Genomic DNA, 21073 nt, shown 5'->3' with positions numbered 1-21073 from the left:
CCGAAGAACAGTGCTTCCTGACGCCGACACCGTGGAGGAGCGTGTGGAGGCCGTGCGTTCGTCTTAATGCACCTGAAGGTGCGAGGCGCTTCCTGACTAATTCTTAGTCGTGGCCTAACCACGCGACCAAGAAGTCTTAATGCACCTGAAGGTGCGAGGTGCTTCCTGACGCGACATCGAAGCCACCTCCCAGCTGACGGCCAAGGCGTCTTAATGCACCTGAAGGTGCGAGGTGCTTCCTGACGCGTTTTCTGTCTCAACGTCCGCCTCGGCTAGCCGAGAGTCTTAATGCACCTGAAGGTGCGAGGTGCTTCCTGACAGAGAACCACGACAGAGAGGAGTACTAGAGAATGTCTAGTCTTAATGCACCTGAAGGTGCGAGGCGCTTCCTGACCACCTACCGGTGCCCCGAATGTGATGGGAGGGGGCAGGTCTTAATGCACCTGAAGGTGCGAGGTGCTTCCTGACGGAGCACATCATGGAGGTCGAACCGTGGGGCACTGAGTCTTAATGCACCTGAAGGTGCGAGGCGCTTCCTGACTTCTCGATCAGGAGCGATGGCGACCCCAACTACATACGTCTTAATGCACCTGAAGGTGCGAGGCGCTTCCTGACCCCTACCCCTGGAAACCGCGCCGTTCCGCCACTTCCAGAGGCGAGATCGCCACCGGCCCCGCAAGCACCCCACGGGACCGACTAGCACCACCCCAAAACTACCACCTTTCGTTGGAAACAAGCCAAGCGCCACCGACACCCCTCCAGGCCCCTCCAGCCACCAACTTTCAACGAAGTCATGCGGAAAAGTCGGGGTCAAAACGCACCAATCTTTGTACCGTAGACCAAATTGTGACCTTACGCTGAACGTCACACAGGCCACGCATACCCCACCAGCATCGGAAGCCGCACCCGGGGCCGCCGACCATCCAGCCTTTAGACCTCCCACCACCACACGCGTACTCGTCACCGCTCTCGTCGACGGCCGCGCCTTTCACTCGATCGCGCCCTGGGGCCGAGCCACAGGTACAGCCCCCGGGCCACGACCAGAGCCGCCACAAACATCCCGAGGCCCGCCACACACCCAAAGACCCCATGTAGCCGCGGACCGCCGTCGTACAGGTTAGACCAGACCTCAAGCACAACCGAGAGCGGCAGTCCAACGAAGGCCAGGATGCCCACGGCCCGTTCCAAGACATGCGCAGACTCCTGCCGCTCCCTGTCAGCGACACGCTCCTGCCGCTCAATCAGCGTCTGCACGCTCTCCCTGAGCAGGCGAGCCTGCTCAATGACCTGCCGAACCCCATGATCAAGCCCTCCAACGTCTTGCATCCAGGCTAGAAGCAGATCAGCCTGCCTATGCTTAGTAATGTCGGTGCGCCATTCTGAAGCAACAAATGCGACAGCATCACTATCAAGGTCGATCGCCTCCTCGATAAGCGCGTCTTCCTCAATTAGCTCCCCCTCACACTCTTCTTGACGTCTCGCATCGCTCGTCCCATGACGCTGCTGCCGCAACGCGCGCAACCGCTGCGCTGTATCCGCCAGCCTCTTGGACAGAAGCCGCACATTCAACTCGTCCAACAGTATCAGCAGACACACGTCAACATTGATGGAGCAGGCCCGCAGCAAGGCCTCAAGGATGAACTCGTCATGCTGCCGAGGAATGTACGCGACACCACGCTCCCAGACCGTCACAGCCCAGCTCTGTGAAAGCACATGAGTATTCCTCTGCGCCGTCGCATAGGCACCGCCACCGAGTTCGATGCCACTCTGGTAGGCCAATTCGCCCCAGCACCACCCGCTCGCGGCGAGCACCGCTTCCGGCAATCGCCGTCGCGCATGGACACCGTCCGTCGACCGGCGAATCTCGTCGACAACCTCCGCCGAGACCTGCACACCCATGCGCCCGCCCAGTTCCTCCACACTTTCCCCGAAGCGCGGAAACCACGCTTCACTGAGGCTTAGCGGAATCCAAGTCAAGGTACGCAACGGAGAGGTGATCTCCGAGCCACCCCCCGTCGGTTCACAGGCGAGCGCCACCTTGGTTGAATTACATACATCCCTCGACCCGAGCAGACGGTTTAGCATTGCCCCCAGCGAGGACAGGCCGTCAGCATCACCATACGCCAGGCCCGCAAGTAAGCGATTTGGGTCCGGAACAATTGCATGAACTACGAGAATAGCAGAGTCAGATCCGTCATCGCTCACAAATCGCAAGACCTCAAGACCCTCAACACAAAGCACCGCACCGCCATGTGCACCGTCACCCGAGTCACGGTATTCTTGGCACTGTCGCAGTATCAATGAGCGTCGCTGATCCGGAGACAATAAACGGGCTGCGACCTCATCATGGAAGTAACCTGCGCGCACCGCATGATCCGCCACGATGTGCCGCCTAGATGGCACTTCGACCCGGAACGCCAACGGCCCCTCGGTCCACCCTGAAAACGCTGTCTCCCACGGAACACCGACATCGAGTCTCCAAAAGAAGACTATGCGCATCTCGCCGGGGTCATTCAGGTCGATGAAGCCGGTGCGCGGCGGCTCAGACGGCCCTGACTGCGGGCGCTGCCGCCGCAAGCTCAACCGCTCCGGTCCTAGCCCTTGCGCGCCGTCGATCATCGTTCCTCCTCGGTTCGGGGGCGCCCATCCTGATCGCCCTGCGCGCCGTCGTCGCAAGGCCTCGGCAGGACCGGTCTCGGCAGGCAGCCCAGGCGGCGGGCACCGACCACCTGTCCGTCGGCGTCGCGGATCAGGTCGTCGGGCCAGACCAGGTCGCTGCGCTCGGGGAAGTGCTCGGCCACCACCCGGCTGGTCACGTAGACGGTGCCCGGGCGCGGCTCGGGCAGGGGCGGGTCGATCCCGAGCCAGGTGGCGCCGACGGCGATAGGCACCTCCCGCACACTGGCGGCCTCGCCGGGGTACTCGGGGTCGTTGACGACGAGGGTCTCCTGCCGCCCCTCGGACAGCAGCAGCCGGGGCACGACGTCGGATGCCGGCAGCCGCAGCGGCCCGCCGTCCAGGTGCAGGATCACCTCGTGCGGGGTGAGGTTGACCAGAGTCAATGGTTCCCGCTGCACCCATGCAGCTACGAATGTGATACTCAAGAGTCGCTCCTAGAAACAGCTGTCGCCAACCCATAACTCGAATCCTTCAACTCGTCAACCGCTCGGCGCAGCTCATTCATCTCCTTCGCCCACGTTGCGGCCACAATCCTCCCGCAATACTCACAGCGTACAGCGGCCACAGCAGCCGTTAGGAGGTCCGCGTACGAACAGGAGGCACGAGCAGGATCCGCGTTGTTCTTCAGCACCTGGCCCACCGCAGCCTGGAGAGCCAGAGATCCGTGAGTGGTAGGCAGCTTGTTGCGCACCATGATCAACAGGCGCAGCAGCGTGGACGCTTCCTCAGACGTAGCCTTAAGGCTCTTACTGTCTCCAGTATTGATGGCCAATACCGTTCCATCACGGTTGCCCTTAATGCGCTCAGCCAAAAGCTCGCCGACAATCGTTCCCAGGCGTGCTTTGGCGTCATCGGGAACATGGTCTATCGTCTCGGCAACGTAGTCGAGAACATCCAAGACGGTTCCCGCGCGCTGATCGACTCCATCATCGGGCACTGAAGCCGCCAGTTCGTCGGCGAGAGAACGGGCAGACTCCGCATGCGTCTCCATAGCAGGATCACCCAAGGCAAGCAAGCGCGCCGCGGTGCGCAGGTCCAAACGATCCAGGCAGAACGTGACCGCGTCAAGCAGCGCGTGACGCACATCCCGGTCCAGGCCGAACTGGTGGAACTGCCGATACTCTCTCCCATCACCGCCTACCACTGATGACATGAGAAAGACTGGAACTCCATGCCGCGCGCCCCACCGCTGGGCAGCAGCGAGTAGCGCGATCACGATGGGCTTCTCCCCCAGGGCGGCCACAACCAGCGCACGGGGCCTCTCGGGTTGCTTGCCGAGCCACTTGTCGACCTGTTCACGTAGGTCTCTCATTTGCTCGGTCACACTGTCCGGCGATACTCCGCCACCCGTCGTCGTCGCGCCATAGCTCATGCAACAAGTTGCTGACCGGTCAAACACCCACGGTACGGCTCCGGAAGGTTCCCGGCTCAAGGCATCCGCCAGCGCTTCCACCTCCTGCTTACCGTGACAGAATGAATCGTCAGAGCAGGCGAGAAACCCAGCAAGCTGCAACGCACCGTCCACATCGCACGCCTGACGCAACTGCCTATCAGGATCATCCGCCATCAGGGTCTCAAGAATCGAGGGACGGCCTTTACCGCACCCACGGGGCAACCCGTGCGCGGTGAGGATACACACGCGCGGGTTTGGCCAAGAGAGCCAAGACGGCGGTTGTCCTACGGCCCCGGCCACCGATGCGCAGTAGTTGCCGCCCGTGCCCGCCTGATCTGCTGTGGCAAGGCGGTGCATGGACTTTCCAAGCTCGTTGAGGTGAGCGTGGTCCAACAGCCAGTTCTCGGGCGCCGCCAACTCCTCTCCCCGATCGTGTTTCTCCTTAATCCCTCGGATCAGCATCCCCAAAGGCATGCCACGCTTCGGATCAGGCAGCTGTTCCTTACTAAGACCGTATTGCGCACGGTGTTCAGCCAGTCGCCGGGAGTACTCGGCCAGTGTCCAAGCGCGCAGGGCCATCCCAACCGCCAGGTCTCCCCGCGCCGCATCACACTGGACCAGAAGTGCCAGGTCCGCAACCGTTGGAGACTGACGGGAGCCGACACCAACGGCACGTCCGATCGCGGCAGAGGCTTTATCGGCAGTGGTACCCCCGTCCGCCGCGAGAGTCGGCAGTCCTAGTCCCATGAGCCAACCGCTGAGGGGATCCTCGTGCACGGACATGTCCACGACGATGGCGCCGGACTCGACCTGGCTCCCCTGACGACCCACGTTGAGGAGAGTCCATTCGTCCCCATGCGTAGCCGCAACGACCCCCGCCGCCTCAGCCAGAATCGTCGTGGCTCCACCGGCTATAGCGAGGACGACGTGGCCGTCATACGCACCGATTGCCGCCTCCAGCGACTCAGCCGATTCGCGCGATACGCGCAGGCCGTCCACGATGCACAAGCCGAGCGTTCTCACGGTGCGGCCGCCGACCAGTCCTGCTGGAACGGCGCCTTTACGCTGAAGTGTGCTGACGATGGCCTCAGCGATCGGCCGCGTGGCCCGCTCCCCGTGCGCCGTGGCAATCAGTAGCAGGTCGATGTCATCGACCGCCTCACCCCCTAGCCGGTCACAGATTGATGCGGCCGCTTCAAGCTCGGCTCGTAGTGTGCCGCGCGCACCTCCTTCCGGGAAGAAGCTCTCAGTGTTGGATCCGGCCGGAGACGGGCCGAGGCCGAGCAGCCAAGCGACCTGCTCACCGCTACCGCAGGCAGCGAGTTGCTCCCGTCGACCGGTAACAATTGCTGCGAGTTCTTCTTTCCCCAGTCGCCGGCAGCCATCCCACTGGCTAACACCGAGGTCGGCTTCTCCAACAACATGTACAAGCAGAGTCATGTCAGGTCCTCTCTGACCGTGTGGTGGGGTCGCATTGGTGCTGGGCGCACCGCCGCGGGCAGGGCAGGGCGCAGCCGCCCCGAGTCTGCACCCAACCGCTGCGTTCCGTCAGCCGAACGGAGGATGAACTATCGGTTCTGAGACTCCTCATCCAAAACCGTGTTGCTACTCACGCCGACGTGGCAGACTACACGCGTCCCGGCATCCGCCCCCGTCCCGTCCCGTCCCACCCCGAGAGGATCCCCATGCAGCTCGTCATGATCGAGACCAACGGGAACCAGAACTACATCTTCTCCTCCCCACGCCTGCGGGAGAACATCGGGGCGTCGGCGCAGCTGACGTGGCTTGAGGACTGGACGAAGGAGGTCCTCGACGCCACGGATGCCCCCGCCGCCGTCGCGCAGTCATTCCCGGAGGGCACGCCTGATCTGCCATGGGTGTCGCGGTCCTCCGGCAAGGTCATCTTCCTGGCGGACTCCGTGGACAGCGCGCGGGAGGTGATCGGTCGAGTCACCCGAATCGCACACACCCGGGCACCGGGTATTGACGTAACCGGGGTTTACGTCGAGATGGGCAGCATCTACGTAAACGACGAGGACCTCCGCCGGGTGCACATGGTCGCCAGCGAACACGCGCTCGACCGCCCACCCGCCGGAGCTCGCTTCTCCCAGATGCCGTTCCTCATGCGCGCCCAGGACTCATCCCTTCCCGCCGCGCCGACACTTGATAAGAACGTGGCAAGCGACGAGGCCACAGCCGACCTCTCAATGGCCTACTCGCTCCCCAGCCGCGTCAAGCGCTACCGAGCCGCCAAAGCCCGTCAGCGCTTAGTGGACGAGGGCCTTGATGAGAACAAGAAGTACCGCAAGCTCTGGGCTAGACACCCCTGCGCCTACGAAACGGCTGAGCTGCGCAGGCTGCTGGTGCGTGATCTCAACAAGCTGGAGGACTTCTTCGACGCCGATCCCGAGTTCGACGACGACCGCCTGTCCAAGGTCGCCGTCGTACACATTGACGGAAACGGGGTGGGCGCGATCATGAGCGACCTGAAGAAGGCGAAGCAGAGGGTTGCCGCGAACGTCTTCAGCGAGGTGACGGGCGTGAGTCAGGACAACGACGACGCCCTCCGGCGCTTCCTCCTGCAGATCAACACTCGCCTGGCGGGTGCCATGGAGACGGCCTTCTACAGCGCCTGGGCACAGGTCTCCCTCTGGTCCGCCAAGGATGACGAGCTGCGTGGACGACGAATTAAGGACCACGGCTACCGGGCCGTGCCAGTGGTCCCGGTGATCCTTGGCGGCGACGACGCCACCGTCATCACCGAGGGCGCCTACGCGCTCCCCTTCACCGCCGCATTCCTGGATGCCTTCGAGCGCGAAACCGCCGAAGACTCTCTACTCTCGGCGCTCGGAAACAAGGACGGTCACATGACCGCTGGCGCAGGCATCGCCGTCGTCAGGTATGCCTTCCCCTTTCACATCGCCTACGACCTCGCAGAGACCCTGATCAAGAAGGCCAAGCAGGTGGGCAAGGCTGCAAAAGACGCGGACGCGTACTGTTCCACGCTCACCTTCCACGCCCTGTTCGACTCGACCCTCCTGGACGACGAGGCTCTGATCGACTCCTACTCATTATTCACTGAGCGCCCCTACCGATTCATCACCGAGGACTATGATGCCGCTGCCGACGCGCCGGGGAACATGACCTGGCATGAGGCGTGCCGTCTGACCGCCCTGTTCACCGGCATCGGCAGGGTACTTCCCGAGAAGAGCACGGATCCGGCCACCTGGCGCATTGAGTACGTCTCCGATCCCACCCGGCGCGTGCCGTTCCCGAAGACGCGCGCCGCCCGCATACGCCAGTACATGCCCGAGGCGGCTAATGCCCCCGGGCCGACTCCACAGCCGGATCCCGAGGCACCGGTCGACGAGGACGTCGAAAAGGGGATCGCCAAAGGCGCGCCTCCGGGGAAATCACCCGGTGAGCGCATCAGGGACGAGTGGGCCGCCATCCTCGGAAGCTCCGATGAGGATCTGGTGGCGCTCGCAAAGGCGCTCGGCGGGCCCGACGCGCTGTTCGACCTGCTTGAACTGGCGGACCTCCTGCCCGTGTCCTATCTGCAAGACCAACTCGCTTCCACCGCTGACACCCAGGAGGCAGGGGAATGAACCGACAGGACTCGAAGCTGACCTTCCCGGTATCCGTGACCTTCACAAGCGACTGGGGCATCGGAACCGGCACTGGCGTGGTCGGCGGCGTCGACTCCCGGATTGAGCGTGGTGACGACGGACGCATCGTGGTGCGGGCGACCGGGCTGGCGGGTGTCATCCGTGAGCAGGCACAGGTCGTTGCCGAGGCCCTGGATGAGGGACGCTCATCCGGGCCCTGGCACCGCTTCGTGACCAAGCTATTCGGCACCGCTGAAGACCCGCGGCTCGTGGCCTTCTCCGACGCACAGGCGGATGACGCGACCTTGGGCCCTCATGAAGTGGTGAGCGTCTCCATTGATGAGAGGACGGGGGCCGCTAAACCTGACCATTTGCGCATCATTGAGCGCGCTCCGGCCTGCAAGCTCACCGGCTCGGTCACCCTGCTGGATACGAGCATGCAGGGCGCCGCAATCACCTGGTCCGACGCTCAGCGAGACGCCGCCCTCCTGGTCCTGTCCCTGGCCGCGAGCCTGGTGCCCGCGATCGGGTCGGATCGCAGCAACGGTGACGGTGCCTGTGAAATCATCGTCGGCGAACACGCCGACCTGGAGAAGTTCGAGACGTGGTGCAGGAAGGCACTCGACCATCGTCCCCAGCCCGTCCCCGAGGCGCCGAAACCGAGTTCTAAAGCAATCGAAGCACCGCGTCTTTCCGAGCGGGCCAAGACCGAGCAGCGGCAGCGGGCGGTGCTGCGCATCCACCTGGACTCTCCCGTCGTCTCATATGCGGTTCCCCTATCGAATGAGATCCCCTCGGAGGACTTCCTACGCGGCACGGTCCTTTTGCCCTGGGTGCATGGTCGCCTCAGGCAGGCCGCGGGCCAGAAGTCCCCCGATGTCCAGGAACTGGTGCGCGATGCGGTGGTCAACGGCGACTTGTACGTCTCCGATGCTCTGCCCGTATGCGAGGGCGTCCACGGGCTACCCGTCCCGCTGGTGCTTACCTCCGAAAAGGGTGCGGATGAGGGCGCTACCCCTCGCGTATGGAACCGGCTCATTGGAGTGCCGAGCCCCGAGCGGACGCACAGTCCGAAGCGAAGCGGGTACGTGTTCCCCGCGGCTGCCGACGACGACACACCGATTCCACTGGGGGCGCCTCCTCTGGTGGGCCGCCAGGCGACCGCGCACAACCCTGCCACGGGCACCGCGGCCACCGGACAGTTGTTCCTGGTACGCGCGCTACCGGCAGGAATAGACCTGGAGGCGGAGATCATCCTGTCCGAGCGCCTGGCGCGTGTTTTCGGCGCAGAGCTCCCCAAAGTGCTCTCGCGCCCGGCTCAGCTAGGCTCACGACGGTTGACCGGAACCTTCGGGAGGGCGCACTGCGGCGTCGACGGCGTAGAGCCATGGACTCCCGCAGACAGCCGGGGCTGGGATGAGGAGGGCATGACCACCCTCTGGTTCATCTCCGACGTCCTTCTGCGGTCACCTCAATTGGGAGCCGCCGGCACCCTGGACGATTTGATCACCACCCTGCGCAACGCGGGGGCAGGCGTGGAACGAGTCGATCGTTGCGCCGTCGGCGACCGGTACGTTGCCGGCCTACGCCACCGGCGCATCGACACCTGGTCGGCGGCGAGTCATCAGCCGCGGGCCACCCGAGTGGCGATCCAGGCCGGTTCGGTGATACGCGTGAGGCCCGCGCCGGAAGCGAATTCCGGGCAGGTGCTGGAAGCGTTAAGGCACCTATCCTGCACCGGCATCGGAGAGCTGCAGGCTCAGGGCTTCGGCCGCTTCCTCGTCGGCCATCCGCTGCTCACCCGCGAGAGTTTCAGAAGCAAGAAGGCCGAGGGTTTCATTCCCGATTCCGTCGCGGACACCCGTAACGAAGGTGAGGAGTCCCACCGATGAGCGTGACCAGGTACAAGCTCACCGTCCATCTGAAGACCGATTCACCCATCCACTCGGGAGGCCCGGAGGAGGAAGTCGACCGCAGCCGAATCAATGGCGGCAGCGCCGACTCGGAGGGCACCTCAACGGCGCAGCCCGACGGCACCTCGCAACAGGGCAACGATTCGAAGCAGACTTGGACTCCCCGCAGATTCGCGCGCGACGGCGCCGGCAACCCAGTACTGACCGGACGATCGATCAAGGGCGCCCTGCGCGCCGCCGTAAAACACGTCGCGAGGGCTGAGGATGGAGACGATGGCGCCGCCAACCTTGATGCGCTGTGGGGGTCGCTCGATCAGGCTTCAGCACTCACAGTCCACCCGATCACACTCTCATCGGTCGCGACCGCCGACAAGTTGCCGCTACGGGCAGGAATCGCCGTCGACCGGTATTGGGGCACAGCCGCCGACACGGCCCTGTTCGCCCACGAGATCGTCCCTCGAGACCAGGAACTGACCCTGTGCATCACCGCACGGGCAGGAAGCGTCCTGACAACTGCCTCCGGCTCCTCCGATCAGGACGGCGAACACACAGAAGAAGATCGGGCCGAGCGAGATGCGAAGCACACTGAGAAGGACACCGCCGACGCCGCCGCCGTCGAGCGACTGTTCTCCGTTGTCCTCGGCGCATTGGAGGCGGGCCTGGTCTCCTTCGGCAAGCGGAAGGGCGCGGGCTGGGGCCGAGTCCGGATCAATCACGACGTCGGCGAGCCATGGAGCCTGAAGCGCACACAGCTCGATTCACCCGCCGGCCTGACTACATGGCTGCAGGGAGGCGACCAGACTCGCATTCAGGCAGTCGACGTCAAGCCCCCTGAGCGCATTCGCATAGCGATCTCGTGGAACAGCCCGACAGGCATACTCGTGGCCGAGACCAAGAAGGACGAACCGCCCAGGCGCAACGATGAGGAGCTCGGCGGCGAGCGTAAGAAGACAGACTCCGCTCTTCCGCTGCGCACACATCCCTCAACCGAGTTGAAGGGCAAGAGCACCGGCCCACTGGTGATCCCGGGTAGCTCCGTCCGCGGTGCTCTGCGCGGCCGCGCCAGCCGAATCGCCCGGACAGTCCTGTTAACAGATGTGGACTCCTCCTCGAAGCAGGACCCGGACTGGTCCAGACTTGATGTCCACAAGCAGCTGGCCGACGACGCACTGCTGGTGCGGCTGTTGTTCGGAACCACGGCGCACCGCGGCGCGCTGACGGTGCTGGAGACGCTGGCAACGGTTACCCAGGATGATGAGCCGAAGGCGCGGGAAGTGACGCACAACGCCGGGGACCGCTGGACCGGCGGCGTGGCGGGCGGTGCCCTGTACAGTGAGGAGTTCCCCCTGGTCAGCTGGAACGACATTCAGTTGGAAGTCGACCCGCAGATGCTGCTGGCAGGCATGCCTGACGGCAGGCCCATCGACTACCAGCGCGCCGCGCTGTGCCTGCTCGGACTGGTTCTGGCCGAGCTGTCCACCGGCACCCTGCCGCTGGGCAGTCGCGGCACCCGCGGCATGGGCCAGGTGGAGGTAACCCGTATGCAAATTGACGGGCCTGACGAACTCATTGCCGGAGGCAAGTGGGAGTTTGCCGCCTACGGCGGTCTCAGTATTGCGGAGCAGCTTCTGGACCGGCTCCGCCACATCAACGACCAGATCAAGGTCGACACACCGGAGGGCTGGTCCGCCCTTCTCAACGGCAAGGAGAGGCAGTCATGAACGAGCAGGCAAGGTCCGTGCTCACCGCTGTCCTGGAAGAGGGCGCGTGGTCTGTGCGGCAGTGGCCCGGCGATGCCGCGGCGCAGACGGTGCGTTCCGCGCTCGGCCATGTCGCGGACCTTGGCGACCCCGTACAGGGAATCGCCTACACCACCTCTGGGGCCTTGCTGGTCCGGGAGGCGGCGCCGGAATTGACGACCAGGTTGGAAGGCCAAGACCGGCCGATCGCCCTCGACTCCGTGTACGAGCTACGCCTGTGGGCCGTTATCGGTGGGACAGCCCCCAATGGCCTGCTGGCGCACGAGTTGCGCTGGCTCAACGGGTCGGGTACCACGGAGATTCGCATCGGGAACCGGGAGGCATTGCCCGCCGACGGTGCGGAGGGTTGGCAGACCACGAGTTGCTGGACGCGCTCCAACAGCTATCTGCAGCACAGGGCCACCCCGCCGTTCGATGACCCGTCGAAGGTCATGACCAGTGTTGAGGTCTTCGCCCGGGAGCCCGCCTACGGGAACACGGTGTTCGTCGACGAGATCATGACTGGAGAGTGGAACTTCAATGGCTGAGTTCGGGGACTTCCATTCAGCAGTCAACCGCATCCCGATGCCGCGTGAAAAGGCGGCTGGCCTGGCTGATCACGGAGTTCTGTCAAAGGACCTCTTCAAGGACCGCGCTGCCCGCGGCCACGACCGCCTTGAACCTGATCGCTGGTCCGGGTCGATCGACCTGGAGATGACGGTGCGCACGCCGCTGGTATTCGGGGAGCAGGAGGGCCAGGCCGTAACGGTACCGCTTGAGGAGGATGGTAAGACGCTCCGGGTGCCGCCGACCATGGTAAAGGGCATGCTCTCCCGCGCCTACGAGACCCTCACCTGCTCGCGCTTCCGCGTGTTCGGGGATATCCCCGATGCGCCCCAGGGCAACCGCCGTCGCAAGGCGGACACCAAGCCGCTTACGTACCGGGGTGACGCCGCCAGTGCACTCGGCCTGGTACCCATCCGTATCTGCGAGGAGCGGGACGACGGCCTGGTGGGCGAGTTGTTCTACGGGGACACGCTTGTCACCAAAGACTATCGCGATGACCGGGACCGCCCCTACCCCACTATGCGGGCGGCCGCACTCCAAGGCGGCCCAAAGGGGCCGGCAAACCTACGTGTAAGCGCCCGGCGACTGGCGGAGTTGACGCCGCACGGCGAGCGAATCCGCTGCCATCTCTCACTCTGCTTGCACGGGGACCGCGGTGGAGGCGCGCGCTATGCCTATTGGCAGGTGACCCACATCATCACTGACACGGGTGAGACACTGTTGTTCGACATCCCCGATACGGTAGAAGTCGTCGACGAACTGGATGATGTCGAGGGCTATGTGTGCCGTACTGCGCCGGAGGACATGAGGCCGAAGCAGCTGTTCCCCAGGAAACATGACGAACGGTTCTTCTTCGACATCTCGCGTCAAGGACCGAAGAAGGTACACATTGAATCCGATGTCTGCAAGGCGTACGCAGCTGTAGTGCGAAGCTACGTCTACCAGCGGAAGCTGGATAGCCCACACAATCCCCACAATCCGAACCGGGCGACCCGCGCCGCTCAGCAGGACTCGTCTGCGGCTGAACTCAAGGTCCGCGACCTCGCCTTCGCGGTTGTAGACAACAGCGGCCCCGAGCCGGTCGTGCTCGAGATTGTGCCGACGATGATCGGGCGCCATGCCTACAGCACCAGCCCCTACCGGCTCGCGCTAAAGCAGAGTGTTGTTCCTCTGTCGAACGCCGACGAGGCCTCCGCCGCTGACCGGCTCTTCGGCTACGTTGTGCCCGATCCGGCGCCACAGGCTGCGCGAGGAGACGTGGCTGCACGTGGGCGTATCGCAGTGGGAAAAGTCGACGGTTCCGGGGCGCGAATCAGCCGCGATCGCAAGACGCTCACGCCGCTGCTCGAGCCCAAGCCCAGATCGGCTCGTCGATTCCTGACCGCCAGCTCTGGCATGACGCCCACTGCAAAGGGTAGCGCCAACGCACTCAAGCGGTCGGAGTACTTCTCTCCCGGGCAGCTGCTGGGGGCGGCTGCTTACCCGGTTCATCGCGGCGTGCTCGATTCGCGGAAGTTCCCCAAGCAGGCCACTGCACCGGCAGTGATGAATGGCCATGAGCAGCACAACGCGGATGTGCAGCTCACCGCCAAGTCATGGGTTGAGCCCGGCAGCGTGCTGCGGTGCACCGTGTCCTTCGCGAACCTCAGTCACGATGAGCTTGCCGCTCTCATTTGGGTCCTCACCCCGGAGAACCTGGTTCCCTCCTCCGAGCAGGACTCTGACCGCTCCAAGTGCGGTTACCTGCGAATGGGGCTCGCCAAACCCTTCGGTCTTGGTGTGCTTGAAGTGCGCATCGCCGAAGGCGGTCTGCGTGCGCGTCGGGGCGTCGATTTGTCCGACTCCTATGTGGCTCTCAGCGGATGCCTGGGCCTTGATGAGCCCCTCGCAGAGCCAAGCGACTTCACGCTGTCCCACTCGTCGAATCTCACCAAGACACCATGGGTAGAGGCGATGCAGCGTGCAGCCTACGGCTACGCCGACGGCATCGAGGTCAGGCACATGACTCTTGACGAGAACAAGGAGAACAACCAGACCAACGGCAGTACCGGCGACCCCCATCCCGGTAAGGGAGTCGGGCCGCGCGACATGTTCGGCCCGAACTCGGCCAAGCCTATCCGTATCAACAAGCGCCAGCAGAACCACGGTCGAACGCCATACCCGGGCAGGAGACATGGTCGGCGGTGGTGAAGGGAATAGCAGTCATGAAATGGCACCACGCCTACAACGGCATCCCCGCGGTCCGCGCCGTCAGCGGGAAGACCGGCAGGGAGCTCACCAGCGATCGCACACCGTCTGGACAGGATCGGCTTGCACCGGACACCCTGTCCGGCGAGTTGGCGCTCACCATAACCGTCGCTTCTCCCACGATTCCGGGCCAGAGCACTGCGGATAGACGGGTGGTGGTGGCCTCGCGCAGCGGGGACCCGGAGGGTGCCCGCACCTGGGAAGACGCCACTATTCCTGTAACCACGCTCAAAGGGGTCCTCTCCTCCGCGTACGAGGCGGTCACTGCTTCGCGCATGCGTGTGTTCGCAAACCACGACCATGTGCTCACCCACAGGCACACCACCCAAGAAGCCACCACGCTATATCCGGTGTTTCTGGTTAAGGACAGAGGACCACACAACGATTCCGAAACTGGATTGAGTGCACGCCTGATGCTCGGACTGAACGACCCGAACGACACGAGCTGGAGTTGGGACCGCCCGAACTACGTGTGCGCCGCTGTTCTGCCCAACGATCGGAGGTCCGCCACAGCGCTCTACGACTCAACGGGTGCATGGATGTACTCCGGCTCGAGGAAACGTAACAACCAGGAGCGCGCGCACGGCGTCGCGACGACCGACGTCGACAAACGGCTGGGGCAGCTGCGCGCGGCCACCCCACATCTCAAGCCCATCACCTTCACCGCGCAAACCGAGAAGTTCTATGACTCACAGCGCGCAGTCGTGGCGAGCATTGACGGCGAACGCTTCTGTGGGACGCGAGACGAAGATATGCCAGCCTCCGCCACGGAATACACCGGAGTCGTCGTTAGACTTACACCACACGACTCCCGCCCACTTATCGGAACCAAGTACAACGAGTTCATCTTCTTCGACACCAAGAAGAATCGTACGCGCCACCCCGTAAACGATGACCTCCTTGAGCAATTGGTTGAGGTCATTCACAGCTACCTGGTTAACATACGCCAGCTCATAGAACGCGAAAAGGCGGGCACGCACGGTAATTCGAAGACTCGCAAGTCGACCGACCCGAAGACATGGCTCATCCATGAGATCGCCAATGGCAAGATCGACGACCACGGACAGATCCTCGGCGCCTCCGATCCCAAGGTACACGAGCTTAAAGACTCCGCTGTCATGGCCGACCGTGCACAGATCAAGCAGTTCCTGCTGACGCTCGCCTCCAGTGACCCCGGCATCCCATTGTTCGCCTCGGTGTCGGACGATGGCCGCATAACCGCCCTGGTACCATCTCAAGTAGGTCGATGCGCCGCCCCTGGCGCCGTGTCTCCCGCTAGGCTCGCGAGAGAGTCGAAGGTCGCGCCCGCTCGCACCCACCCCCAAGCCTCCGCAGGCGATCGCATGTGGGGCTTCGTTGCCGACGAGAAGGACAAGAACCGCGGCCAGGCCGCCGCCGCGCGCGGGCGCATCACAATCCGGCCCGTTATGCCAGCGCTCCCCCAGGAGGGCGGGTGGCTGCGCATACCTAAAGCTGACAACGTGGGTTGGCAGCTTCGAACTCTGGCGAGCCCCAAGCCATCAACGGGTTTCCCTTATTTGCGTGATGATCAGGGAAGAGCTCTGGATGAACGAACTACCCGCGCAGACGCCTATCAACCGGGGCAAACTCTGATCCGTAAGGTCTATCCCACGCACCGGAGGCTACTCGGCCGGGACGACCTGCCTAACGGCAGGCGGATCGAAGGACCCGTAGGCCCTCACGACACGGTAGCCGGTTCCTTCCTGAGCCCCGGAGCCAGGTTCACCACCACACTCACTTTTGAGGGGCTCGCACCTGAGGAACTTGCCGTCTTGGTCTGGCTGCTTACCCCGGAGCGTCTAGTTCCGCCAGACGCGTCCCCCAAGAATGAGTCGAAGCGCCGGGGTTATCACCGACTCGGGTTCGGCAAGCCCCTCGGTCTCGGCGCAGTCGAGATCAGAGCTACTGACCTGCATATGAAGACGGGGGAAGAACTTGCAAGCTTGTACAAGAAGCTCGACGGATGCCTCGGCTGTACGCCGAGCGATGCAACGACGACGGCTTCGGGCAGACTGGCCAACGCGCTAGACGCGCTGCCCAGCGACTTCGAGAACAGCCTGCCAGTACGCGCATTCGTGCGTGCGGCCTACGGTTGGGACGGTAAGGCCGTAGTCCAGTACCCGGACGCGGACAAGCCCGATGACAGCGAGACCGGTGTCTCCGCGACCACCGACTGGTTCAAGAAACGGGAGGAGAACCGCGTAAAGCACGGGATCAACCCCGGGAAGTTCCCGATTGACTCCGACTACGATCTACCAGACTTGCTGGCAGCACCCGGCGGGCAGGAAGCAGGCAACATCTCAGCAGGTTCCAAATCCGATCAGCCCGGACCGACTGCGAGCAAAAGCCGACGACGTCGTAGGCATCAACGCACAGGCGCCCAGAGCCGCAAAAAGCAACACCGGTCGTAGCCTTGACGATTATCCGCACCGCTCGACCAGGCCGAGTCGAGCCCAACTCCAGAGGTGGACAAGAAGACAGGCCTGCGCCGGCTCCGCATCGGCCGCCCGATCACTGCGGAGGAGGTGCCGAGTTCCTCGCCGAGGACCACTGACAACTGCTCCCGTCCGCCGTCCGATTCCGGCCGGTCACCTCACCACACCCCGCGGTACAGGCCGCCGTCGTCAAGGGCTGGGGCGGTGCCGTGCACCTCGGCGCGCCCCAGGCAGTTCGTGCACAACGGGTAGATGTGAACCACATCGTCCCGAGAGTCGATGATGCCATTGACACGCTCGCGCACCTCGTCGAGCTCTCCCTCCTCCAGCCGCAGCTGGAACACCGACTCCTGAATCCGGTAGCCCCAGCTCTCCAGTGCCGCGGCCAGGCGGGTGCGGCGCGAGTCGGCCGACACGTCGTAGGCGAGGATGACGATCATCGCCATGCCGCACCGGTCCACTCGTAGTCGGGCTCGGTAATGGCCCGCCCCAGCAGCTGCGCCTGGTGGTGAATGTGGCGCCGCCACGTGCCCGCGAAGCCCGGCAGGGCGCCCTACACCTGCCGCTGCAAAGTCGCCTCGTAGCCGTCGACCAGCGCCTTCTTGCCCTCGGGGCCGAGCCACACTCCCTCCCCGTCCTGGGAGTCGATGGCGTGCTCGGGGCGCAGACGCCGCGAGCGCAGCAGCGCCATGACGGTGCGGTCCACCAGTAGCGGACGGAACTCCTCCATCAGGTCCAGGGACAGGCTGGGGCGCTTGTCGGTGGAGGCGTGCAGCACGCCCAGCGAGGGCTCGAGCCCGGCGGCGATGAGCGCCCCCGTGCACTCGGACAGCAGGATCGCATACGCGTAGGAGAATGCCGCATTGGCCAGGTCCTTCGGCGGACGCCGACTGCGTCCCTGGAAGGCGACGTCCTCGGGCACGAGTCGGGACAACGCCTCGAAGTACTCGGTCGACGCCGCCCCCTCCAGGCCCATGAGCTCGTCGGTGTCGGCGGCGTGGACCGCGTCCCCGGACAGCTCCCGGATAGCAGTACATGCCCCCTCGATGTCGGCCCCGCTGTCACGCCTGCCGATGCGGTGCAGGACGCCTATCTGGTGGCGCAGCTTGGCCCGCACAATGGCGCGGGCAAGCGGTAGGCGGGCGCCGTCGTCGGCGGCGAATGACGCCTGGGTGAGCAGGCGCCGGGCGTTGGCGGTGTCGCGCAGGCCCGAAAGCTGGCCCAGGTAACTGCCGCGGCGGGACAGGAAGACGACGTCGATATCGTTGTACCGCGCCCAGGAGCGCGCCCCGGCGGAGAGCCCCACGGCACCGGTGAGCACTATGCGGCTGACCGCCTGCCGGGGGATGGAGACTTGGGGGGAGGCCGTCGGCGCCGTCGACGATCAGCCGCCCCTTGGTCACGTGCAGCCGCGCGCCGTCGCGGCCGACGTACACGACCTTGTCCGGGTTGGGGCGGCCCTTGATGTCGTGGTGCGGGTCCACAGCCGGGCGGGTGCGGGAGAAGTCGACTCCGAGGTAGCAGAAGCCCTCGTCGAAGGTGGTCATCGTGGTCTTCTCCTGGTTCAGGGTCAGCCCGTGGGCCGCGACCCGGGAACTGAGCAGGTCGTAGGCGGACAGCAGGTCGTCCTCGGTGGGGGCGCACACGACGATGTCGTCGGCGAAGCGGGCGTAGCCGTAGCCGGCGTCGCACAGCGCGGCATCGACGTCGGCCAGCGCCAGGTTGGCCAGCAACGGGGACAGGCAGGACCCCTGGGCGATGCCGCGGCCGCGCACACGCCGCTCGCCGTGGGCGCGGCGGGGCCGGGCGAGCAGGCGGATCAGGTTGATGGTCCGCGCACACCTCAGCACCGGGGAGAGCACGGCGAGGGCATCCTCGACGTCCGCATTGGGGAAGTAGTCCTCCACGTCGGTGCGCAGCACGTACTGGTAGCCGTCGTCGCGCAGGGTGGCGAGCAGGTCGACGGCGTCGTCGGTGCCGATGCCGGTGCGGTAGGCGAAGGAGCAGGCGGACATCAGCAGGTCGGCGGTGTGAGCGATCGTGTCCAGCACGGCGCGCTCGACTATGCGGTCGCGGATGGAGGGTATGTGCAGTGCGCGCGTCTCGCCGGGCTCGCGCTTGGGGATGTCCAGGCGCATGAAGGGCTCGGGGATGTAGGTGCCCTCGCGAAGGGAGGCTGAGAGTGCGTCGAGGAAGCGATCGAGGTCGCCGACGATGGCGCGGGTCTGCTTCTGGAGTACGCCGTCGCGGGCGTCCCTGGCCAGTACGGTCTCCCAGGCGGAGGTCAGGGTCTGGATGGAGCTGATGCGGTCATATATGGCTCTCGTGGTGGTGCCGACCGAGTCCCGTGCGTCGGCGTCCGCGGGCGCAGTCGGCAGGAGGGAGCGCCTTGCCAGTGGCGGGAGGTCCTGGCCGAGGAACTGGTCCCGACGCGGAGCATGGAACTCGTCATTGCGGCGGCGCCTGCGCCGTTGCCGATAGCTCCTGGGACCTCGCCGACGAGCAGGCGCCGGGCGTGCGCCGCCAGCGGAAGGCGATGGGATGTCTGAGTGCGAGTCCATTCCATGATCTCTTCGTCGAGCGGCGGGGGCGCGCTTCGATCGTAGCGCCGACCGCGTCAATGAGCGGGGCATTTGGGCACACCGGCGTCCACCGTCCGCCCTCGGGAGAGTCGGGTGGCGGGCGGGACCTGACGGTTCGTACCTTCGTCTGGCGGTTCGCACCTTCAGGGCGACGACTCGTACCTTCACCCGACGCTTCGGCACCCCGGGGTACGAACCGTCATCACAATTGCCGAAGCGTCGGGGTGAAGTGCCGAACCGTCAGCCCCGGGACATGCCCAGACCACCGCACCCGCTAACGCGAACAGCCATTTGGATGGCCTCTGCGCGGCTGCCGAGCTAAACCGGACATCCGGCGCACAAGAGGCTTGGGCCATGTCGGTCATACCAGTCACACTTAGCGTGTGAAGACAGCAGTATCCATTCCAGACCCGGTGTTCCAGGAGGCCGAGGAAGTTGCGCGGCGCCTCGGCTGGAGTCGGTCGCAGTTGTACACGATGGCTGTCCACGATCTGATAGTTCGCTACAGCGATGATCCTGTGACTGAAGCTCTCAACGCCCTCGAAGACGTCGAGGCGGCGCAGGCGCCGTTGACACCAGCTAGGAGACTCATCGAGTCGGGAGCATGGCCATGGTAGCTCGAGGGGAAGTCTGGTGGCTCGACTTCAGCGACCCCATCGGCTCGGAGCCCCGCTACCTCAGGCCCGCCCTGATCATCTCCTCGGACCGGTTCAACCGATCCCGTATAGCCACCGTCATCGTGTCAGCAATAACCAGCAACCTGCGCCTGGCGGCGGCACCCGGCAACGTCGAGTTGGAGCGCGGTGAGGCGGGTCTGCCCAAGCAGTGCGTCGTCAATGTCTCGCAAACTCTTGTCGTCGACCGTTCCAGATTGAGCAGCCGCATTGGCGCTGTTCCCATGCATATTCTCACCCGTGTGGACGACGGACTTCGGCTGGTGCTGGACCTTTAGAGGCTCTTCCGGCTTGAGGGCGTGTTGTCTGGCGCGCGCGTGGCTCGAGTGCTGCTCTGCCCACCTGCGGGCACGCCTGCGGCGGCGCTCGCTGCTGCCGCGCATCCCGGAAAAGTGTCCAGATTCGGGACAAACGCCACCCACGTGGGCGTGAGTCGTTCTGACATCCGCATGATTCCAACGTTTTGGTCGTGGCCTGGGACGCTGCCTGCACCGTTTGTCCCGAATCTGGACACTCACCACCACACACACCCCGGACGCCAGCGGTCGTGCGGGGTGGGTCTCGTAGTGTGGTGGCAATTCCCGCGAGGGGTCCTCTCTGGTGGGGGGGCATCGTGGGAGCCCAGATTCTCGACCAAGATTCACCAGGAAGGTTCACCCACGATGCCCGAGAACAAGTCTGCCGTGTCCACGCTGATCCAGGAAGTCCTTGCGGACCCCGACCTGGCTCATGATGATGTCTTCCGTCGGCTGCTTCAGGCCGGCCTGCAGGACCTTGTGGACGCCGAGGCCTCCGCGGTGATCGGCGCCGGCCGCTACGAGCGCACCGAGAGGCGCACCAACCGGCGTAACGGTACGCGTGCTAAGAGGCTGGCGACCACCGCCGGGGAGGTGGACCTGGCCATCCCCAAGCTACGCACCGGATCGTTCTTCCCGTCTCTGCTGTCCCCGCGTAAGCGGGTGGACAAGGCCCTGTACGCAGTGATCTGCACCGCCTGGATAGAGGGTGTGTCCACCCGCAAGGTCGATGACCTGGTTAAGGCCCTGGGCAACGAGTCCGGGATCTCTAAGGCGACCGTCTCGCGGGTCTGCAAGGACATCGACGAGGGCGTGCACGAGTTCCTGTCCCGACCGTTGGACCACACCTGGTTCCCCTACCTGTTCGTTGACGCCACCTACGTGGACGTAAGGCTGGGCCACCGGGTCGTCTCCCAGG

14 protein-coding genes and 1 pseudogene are annotated in these 21073 nt (G+C 64.6%); 9 read left to right on the top strand and 6 right to left on the bottom strand.

What is annotated here, in order from left to right; genetic code table 11:
• Positions 1–960 precede the first annotated feature (960 nt).
• Genes BLR49_RS13145 through BLR49_RS13140 form a run of 3 tightly spaced genes read right to left on the bottom strand, consistent with a single transcriptional unit; the run spans position 961 to position 5512 of the window.
• A complete protein-coding gene (locus BLR49_RS13145) occupies positions 961–2619 on the bottom strand; it encodes a hypothetical protein (RefSeq protein ID WP_143013761.1) in 1659 nt (552 codons plus the stop codon).
• Positions 2616–3104 carry a hypothetical protein gene (locus BLR49_RS13340; RefSeq protein ID WP_176765864.1) on the bottom strand — a complete coding sequence of 163 codons (489 nt, stop codon included), beginning with the start codon at positions 3102–3104 and terminating at the stop codon, positions 2616–2618. The genes BLR49_RS13145 and BLR49_RS13340 overlap by 4 nt, the downstream gene beginning before the upstream one ends.
• Entirely contained in the window at positions 3101–5512 is a 2412-nt protein-coding gene (locus tag BLR49_RS13140; protein WP_143013760.1) for a hypothetical protein, read from the bottom strand. Before BLR49_RS13140 ends, BLR49_RS13340 begins: the two co-directional genes overlap by 4 nt.
• A gap of 245 nt (positions 5513–5757) precedes the next feature.
• On the opposite strand from BLR49_RS13140, the gene BLR49_RS11545 reads away from it, so the two are divergent.
• Genes BLR49_RS11545 through BLR49_RS13135 form a run of 6 tightly spaced genes read left to right on the top strand, consistent with a single transcriptional unit; the run spans position 5758 to position 16578 of the window.
• Positions 5758–7680 (top strand): Cas10/Cmr2 second palm domain-containing protein, encoded by a 1923-nt coding sequence (locus BLR49_RS11545; protein WP_092537773.1) that lies wholly within the window; start codon positions 5758–5760, stop codon positions 7678–7680.
• Positions 7677–9572, top strand: a complete 1896-nt coding sequence (locus BLR49_RS11540) for an RAMP superfamily CRISPR-associated protein (protein ID WP_092537771.1) — start codon at positions 7677–7679, stop codon at positions 9570–9572. The genes BLR49_RS11545 and BLR49_RS11540 overlap by 4 nt, the downstream gene beginning before the upstream one ends.
• Positions 9569–11314 carry an RAMP superfamily CRISPR-associated protein gene (locus tag BLR49_RS11535; protein WP_092537769.1) on the top strand — a complete coding sequence of 582 codons (1746 nt, stop codon included), beginning with the start codon at positions 9569–9571 and terminating at the stop codon, positions 11312–11314. Before BLR49_RS11540 ends, BLR49_RS11535 begins: the two co-directional genes overlap by 4 nt.
• Positions 11311–11880, top strand: coding sequence for a hypothetical protein (locus BLR49_RS11530; RefSeq protein WP_092537767.1), 570 nt, complete (start codon positions 11311–11313; stop codon positions 11878–11880). The genes BLR49_RS11535 and BLR49_RS11530 overlap by 4 nt, the downstream gene beginning before the upstream one ends.
• The gene (locus BLR49_RS11525) at positions 11873–14089 is read left to right on the top strand and encodes a hypothetical protein (protein ID WP_092537765.1); all 2217 of its coding nucleotides are present in this window, start codon (positions 11873–11875) and stop codon (positions 14087–14089) included. Before BLR49_RS11530 ends, BLR49_RS11525 begins: the two co-directional genes overlap by 8 nt.
• Positions 14090–14103: 14 nt before the next feature.
• Positions 14104–16578 (top strand): hypothetical protein, encoded by a 2475-nt coding sequence (locus tag BLR49_RS13135; protein ID WP_143013759.1) that lies wholly within the window; start codon positions 14104–14106, stop codon positions 16576–16578.
• Positions 16579–16760: 182 nt separating this feature from the next.
• Here the strand turns inward: BLR49_RS13135 and cas2 are convergent, their stop codons facing one another.
• The 3 genes and pseudogenes from cas2 to BLR49_RS13775 form a co-directional block, all read right to left on the bottom strand.
• Complete coding sequence (cas2, locus tag BLR49_RS11520; protein WP_092537763.1) at positions 16761–17048, bottom strand: CRISPR-associated endonuclease Cas2; 288 nt, start codon at positions 17046–17048, stop codon at positions 16761–16763.
• A gap of 107 nt (positions 17049–17155) precedes the next feature.
• Complete coding sequence (gene cas1, locus BLR49_RS11515; RefSeq protein WP_245690667.1) at positions 17156–17908, bottom strand: CRISPR-associated endonuclease Cas1; 753 nt, start codon at positions 17906–17908, stop codon at positions 17156–17158.
• A gap of 211 nt (positions 17909–18119) precedes the next feature.
• Positions 18120–18740 (bottom strand): annotated as a pseudogene (locus tag BLR49_RS13775) (reverse transcriptase domain-containing protein); the annotation flags it as partial.
• Between the two features lie 827 nt (positions 18741–19567).
• On the opposite strand from BLR49_RS13775, the gene BLR49_RS13130 reads away from it, so the two are divergent.
• The 3 genes from BLR49_RS13130 to BLR49_RS11500 all read left to right on the top strand — a co-directional run.
• Positions 19568–19801, top strand: a complete 234-nt coding sequence (locus BLR49_RS13130) for a hypothetical protein (protein ID WP_143013758.1) — start codon at positions 19568–19570, stop codon at positions 19799–19801.
• On the top strand, positions 19789–20136 hold the full coding sequence (locus BLR49_RS11505; protein ID WP_245690665.1) for a type II toxin-antitoxin system PemK/MazF family toxin: 348 nt from the start codon (positions 19789–19791) through the stop codon (positions 20134–20136). Before BLR49_RS13130 ends, BLR49_RS11505 begins: the two co-directional genes overlap by 13 nt.
• Positions 20137–20520: 384 nt before the next feature.
• A partial coding sequence (locus BLR49_RS11500; protein WP_176765862.1) for a transposase occupies positions 20521–21073 on the top strand: 553 nt, incomplete at its 3' end.

Source organism: Actinomyces ruminicola, assembly GCF_900103885.1.
In the GTDB taxonomy this organism is placed as follows: Bacteria; Actinomycetota; Actinomycetes; order Actinomycetales; family Actinomycetaceae; genus Actinomyces; species Actinomyces ruminicola.
The sequence above is the reverse complement of the archived record's forward strand: the minus strand, read 5'-3'. Positions and strand labels throughout refer to the sequence as shown.

Excerpts from the sequence above, each read along its gene's own strand:
- BLR49_RS13145 (WP_143013761.1), bottom strand. The coding sequence starts at position 2,619 with ATGATCGACGGCGCGCAAGGGCTAGGACCGGAGCGGTTGAGCTTGCGG.
- BLR49_RS13140 (WP_143013760.1), bottom strand. The coding sequence starts at position 5,512 with ATGACTCTGCTTGTACATGTTGTTGGAGAAGCCGACCTCGGTGTTAGC.
- BLR49_RS11545 (WP_092537773.1), top strand. The coding sequence starts at position 5,758 with ATGCAGCTCGTCATGATCGAGACCAACGGGAACCAGAACTACATCTTC.
- BLR49_RS11540 (WP_092537771.1), top strand. The coding sequence starts at position 7,677 with ATGAACCGACAGGACTCGAAGCTGACCTTCCCGGTATCCGTGACCTTC.
- BLR49_RS11535 (WP_092537769.1), top strand. The coding sequence starts at position 9,569 with ATGAGCGTGACCAGGTACAAGCTCACCGTCCATCTGAAGACCGATTCA.
- BLR49_RS11530 (WP_092537767.1), top strand. The coding sequence starts at position 11,311 with ATGAACGAGCAGGCAAGGTCCGTGCTCACCGCTGTCCTGGAAGAGGGC.
- BLR49_RS11525 (WP_092537765.1), top strand. The coding sequence starts at position 11,873 with ATGGCTGAGTTCGGGGACTTCCATTCAGCAGTCAACCGCATCCCGATG.
- BLR49_RS13135 (WP_143013759.1), top strand. The coding sequence starts at position 14,104 with ATGAAATGGCACCACGCCTACAACGGCATCCCCGCGGTCCGCGCCGTC.
- cas2 (WP_092537763.1), bottom strand. The coding sequence starts at position 17,048 with ATGGCGATGATCGTCATCCTCGCCTACGACGTGTCGGCCGACTCGCGC.
- BLR49_RS11505 (WP_245690665.1), top strand. The coding sequence starts at position 19,789 with ATGGCCATGGTAGCTCGAGGGGAAGTCTGGTGGCTCGACTTCAGCGAC.